Source organism: Polaromonas sp. P1_E3, assembly GCF_056405935.1.
Genome location: NZ_JBFUBD010000221.1, coordinates 1 through 4648 on the forward strand (window position 1 = coordinate 1; position 4648 = coordinate 4648).

Here is a 4648-nt window from a genome sequence, read left to right on the forward strand (position 1 = left end):
CTGCAGGAAGGCATCAACGAAGCCGGCGGCATGAGCAGCTGGATCGCGGCGGCCACCTCGTACAGCACCAACAACCGGATCATGATCCCGTTCTACGTGTACTACTCGATGTTCGGCTTCCAGCGTGTGGGCGACCTGGCCTGGGCGGCCGGCGACATGCAGGCGCGCGGTTTTCTGCTGGGCGGCACCTCGGGCCGCACCACACTGAACGGCGAAGGCCTGCAGCACGAAGACGGCCACAGCCACATCCTGGCCGGCACCATCCCCAACTGCATCAGCTACGACCCAACGTTTGCGCACGAAGTCGGCGTCATCCTGCACCATGGCCTCAAGCGCATGGTCGAGAAGCAGGACAACGTCTACTTCTACCTCACGCTGCTGAACGAAAACTACGCGATGCCCGGCCTCAAGCCCGGCACTGAAGAGCAGATCATCAAGGGCATGTACCTCTGCAAAGAGGGCGCCAAGCTCACCCCGCGCGTGCAGTTGCTGGGTTCCGGCACCATCCTGCGCGAATCCATCGCCGCGCAAGAGTTGCTTGAGAAAGAGTGGGGCGTTGCTGCCAACGTGTGGAGCTGCCCAAGCTTTAACGAACTGGCCCGCGACGGCCAGAACGCCGAACGCTGGAGCCTCTTGCACCCGGCCGAAAAGGCCAAGGTGCCGTTTGTGGCCGAGCAGCTCGAAAAGCACACCGGCCCCGTCATCGCGTCGACCGACTACATGAAAGCCTACGCCGAGCAGATCCGCTCCTTCATCCCCAAGGGTCGCACCTACAAAGTGCTGGGCACTGATGGCTTCGGCCGCAGCGACTTCCGCAGCAAGCTGCGCGAGCACTTCGAAATCAACCGCCATTACATCGTCGTGGCAGCGCTCAAGGCGCTGAGCGAGGAGGGCACCGTGCCGGTCGCCAAGGTGAGCGAAGCCATCAAGAAGTACGGCATCAATGTCGACAAGATCAACCCGCTTTACGCTTGAGTTAAAACCCTGACGTAGACGTACAGACGCCTGAAGCAAACGGAGACAAGAATATGGCAGTGGTAGACATTCAAGTTCCTGATATCGGGGATTTCGACGAAGTGACGGTGATTGAATTGCTGGTCAAACCCGGCGACACCGTGAAAGCCGAGCAGTCGCTCATCACCGTGGAGTCCGACAAGGCCTCCATGGAAATCCCCTCCAGCCATGCGGGTGTGGTCAAGGAACTGAAGGTCAAGCTCGATGACAAAGTCAAGCAGGGCTCCGTGGTTCTTACCCTGGAAGTGGCTGGTGCCGGAGCTGCTCCTCCGGCAGAAAAAACAGCTGCAGCGCCCGCTGCGCCTGCGCAAGCAGCTAGCAAATCTGTAGCAGCGTCAGCGCCCGCGCCAGCCCCTGCTGCCGCTTCCGGCCCCGTCGAAGTCCGCGTACCCGACATCGGTGACTTCAAGGATGTCTCCGTCATTGAAGTCCTGGTCAAGCCGGGCGACACCATCAAGGCCGAGCAGTCGCTGATCACCGTGGAGTCCGACAAGGCCTCGATGGAAATCCCGTCGTCTGCCGCCGGTATGCTGAAAGAACTCAAGGTCAAGATGGGTGACGTCGTCAACATCGGCGACCTGGTGGCCGTCCTCGAAGGTTCCGTGGCAGCCGCATCGCCTGCGCCCGCTCCGGCCCCGGCTGCAACGGCCCCTGCGGCATCTGCCGCCGCCGCTGCACCGGCTCCTGCCGTTGCGTCGGTTCCCGCGAGCCAGCCGGCCCATAACCCGACCGCTGCGCCCCAAGGCAACCTGCCGCATGCATCGCCCTCGGTGCGCAAGTTCGCGCGCGAACTCGGCGTGCCGCTGGCAGAAGTCAAAGGCAGCGGCCCCAAAGGCCGCATCACGCAAGACGACGTTCAGTCCTTCACCAAGTCGGTGATGGACGGCAGCCTCCGCACCCAGGCGCAGGCCGCCAAAGCGCCCACGTCCTCGGGCGGCGGCGCAGGGCTTGATTTGCTGCCATGGCCCAAGGTCGACTTCACCAAGTTCGGCCCGGTCGAGCGCAAGGACCTGTCACGCATCAAGAAGATCAGCGGCGCCAACCTGCTGCGCAACTACGTGATGATTCCGCACGTCACCAACCATGACGATGCCGACATCACCGAACTCGAAGCCTTCCGCGTTTCGACCAACAAGGAAAACGAAAAGGCCGGCCTCAAGGTCACCATGCTGGCTTTCCTGATCAAGGCCAGCGTTGCGGCGCTGAAGAAATTCCCCGAATTCAATGCCTCGCTCGACGGCGACCAGATCGTCTACAAACAGTACTACCACATCGGCTTTGCCGCCGACACGCCCAATGGCCTGGTCGTTCCCGTGCTGAAAGACGCAGACAAAAAAGGCGTGCTGCAGATCAGTCAGGAAATGGGCGAGCTGGCCAAGAAGGCACGTGATGGCAAGCTCACGCCGGCCGAAATGCAGGGCGCCAGCTTCACCATCTCGTCGCTGGGCGGCATTGGTGGGCGTTACTTTACGCCCATCATCAACGCGCCTGAAGTTGCGATCCTCGGGGTCTCCAAGAGCCAGATGGAGCCGGTCTGGGACGGCAAGGCCTTCCAGCCACGCCTGATGCTGCCCATGTCTCTGGCCTGGGACCACCGCGTGATCGACGGCGCCGGCGCCGCCCGCTTTAACGCTTACCTGGGCCAGATCCTCGCTGACTTCCGCCGCGTTCTCCTCTAAACAGGAGAGCGGAACCATGACAACACTTGTAGTCGTCAAAAAGGCGGGGCAGGTTGCCATCGCCGCCGATACGCTGGTGACCTTCGGCGACACCAGCCTCACGCACCGGTTCGAGGCCAACAGCAAGATCTTCAAGGTCGACACGCCAGCCGGCATGAGCTACGTCGGCATGGCCGGCACCGTGGCGCATTTTCCTGTGCTGCGCCAGGCCATGGCGGCTCTGCCAAAAGACCAGCTCAAGCTGGGCTCGCGCGACGAGGTGTTCGGCACCTTCATCAAGCTGCATCCGCTGCTCAAGGAGACGTTTTTCCTGCAGACCAAGGAAGACGACAACGACCCTTACGAATCCAGCCAGTTCACCGTCGTGATCGCCAATGCCAGCGGCATTTACGGCCTCTACAGCTACCGTGAAGTCTTTGAGTTCAAGGAATTCTGGGGCATCGGCTCAGGCCGCAGCTTTGCGCTGGGCGCCATGCATGCCGCCTGGGACAAGGCCAAGACCGCACGCGAAGTGGCCATGGCCGGCTTGAACGCGGGTTGCGAGTTCGACAAGAACTCCGCCGGTCCCGTCGACATATTCACCCTTAAATTGAAAGCCTCCAAATGAGTGCATCCCCCGTGATCGACATCAAGGTACCGGACATCGGCGACTTCGACGAAGTGTCCGTCATTGAAGTGCTGGTCAAACCCGGCGACACCATCAAGGCCGAGCAGAGCCTGATCACCGTGGAAAGCGACAAGGCTTCGATGGAAATCCCGTCGTCCGCTGCCGGCGTGGTCAAGGACGTCAAGGTCAAGGTGGGCGACAAGGTCAAGCAGGGTTCTGTGGTGTTGACACTGGAAAGCGCCGGCGCAGCTGCTTCCGCTGTGGATTCAGCACCAAAACAGTCCGCAGCGCCCGCTGCCACTGCGCAAGCAGCTCCTAAAACCGTAGCAAGCCCTTCAGCCGCACCTGCCCCGGTTGCGGCCAGTTTCAGCGGCTCAGCCGATCTTGACTGCGATTTGCTGGTGCTGGGTGCCGGCCCCGGCGGTTATTCCGCTGCCTTCCGCGCCGCCGACCTGGGTCTGAAGGTTGTGCTGGTAGAGCGTTACGCCACGCTGGGCGGCGTCTGTCTGAATGTAGGCTGCATTCCCTCCAAGGCCTTGCTGCATGTGGCCGCCGTGATGGACGAGGTCAAGCATTTCGACGCCCTCGGCGTGAGTTTTGGGGAGCCCAAGCTCGACATCAATAAATTGCGCACGCACAAGGAAAAAGTCGTCGGCAAGCTCACCGGCGGCCTGGCAGCGATGGCCAAGATGCGCAAGGTCACTACTGTGCGCGGCATCGGACAGTTCGTCGGTGCCAATCATCTCCAGGTTGAAGAAACCGGCGGTGCCGAAGGCCAGGAAAGAACCGGCAAGAGCCAGACCATCGCTTTCAGGAACTGCATCATTGCCGCCGGCTCGCAAGCGGTACGCCTGCCTTTCATGCCGGACGATCCACGTGTGGTCGACAGCACTGGCGCGCTGGCGCTCAAGGAAGTTCCCAAACGCATGCTGATCCTGGGCGGCGGCATCATCGGCCTTGAAATGGGTACGGTGTATTCCACCCTTGGTGCGCGCCTCGACGTGGTCGAGATGATGGACGGCCTGATGCAAGGTGCCGACCGCGACCTGGTCAAGGTCTGGCAGAAGATGAACGCACCGCGTTTTGACAACATCATGCTCAAAACCAAAACCGTGGGTGCCAAGGCGACCAAGGCGGGCATCGAGGTGACCTTTGAGGCTGCGGAAGCGGGTGGCAGCGCCCCGGCGCCGCAAACCTATGACCTGGTGCTGCAGGCTGTAGGCCGCACGCCCAACGGCAAAAAGATCGCAGCCGACAAAGCAGGCGTAACCGTCACCGACCGCGGTTTCATTCCCGTGGACATCCAGATGCGCACCAACGTGCCGCATATCTTTGCCATCGGCGACAT

4 protein-coding genes are annotated in these 4648 nt (G+C 61.5%); all 4 read left to right on the forward strand.

Annotated elements, in window-relative coordinates; genetic code table 11:
• Positions 1-975: transketolase-like TK C-terminal-containing protein (locus tag AC1D0Z_RS16340; protein ID WP_477659273.1), on the forward strand; the 975-nt coding region annotated here is incomplete at its 5' end.
• 53 nt (positions 976-1028) lie between these two features.
• The gene (gene aceF / locus AC1D0Z_RS16345) at positions 1029-2693 is read left to right on the forward strand and encodes a dihydrolipoyllysine-residue acetyltransferase (protein ID WP_477659274.1); all 1665 of its coding nucleotides are present in this window, start codon (positions 1029-1031) and stop codon (positions 2691-2693) included.
• A gap of 16 nt (positions 2694-2709) precedes the next feature.
• A complete protein-coding gene (locus AC1D0Z_RS16350; RefSeq protein ID WP_477659275.1) occupies positions 2710-3300 on the forward strand; it encodes an MFS transporter in 591 nt (196 codons plus the stop codon).
• Positions 3297-4648 (forward strand): dihydrolipoyl dehydrogenase family protein (locus tag AC1D0Z_RS16355; RefSeq protein WP_477659276.1); only part of this gene is annotated, 1352 nt, incomplete at its 3' end. The genes AC1D0Z_RS16350 and AC1D0Z_RS16355, both read left to right, overlap by 4 nt.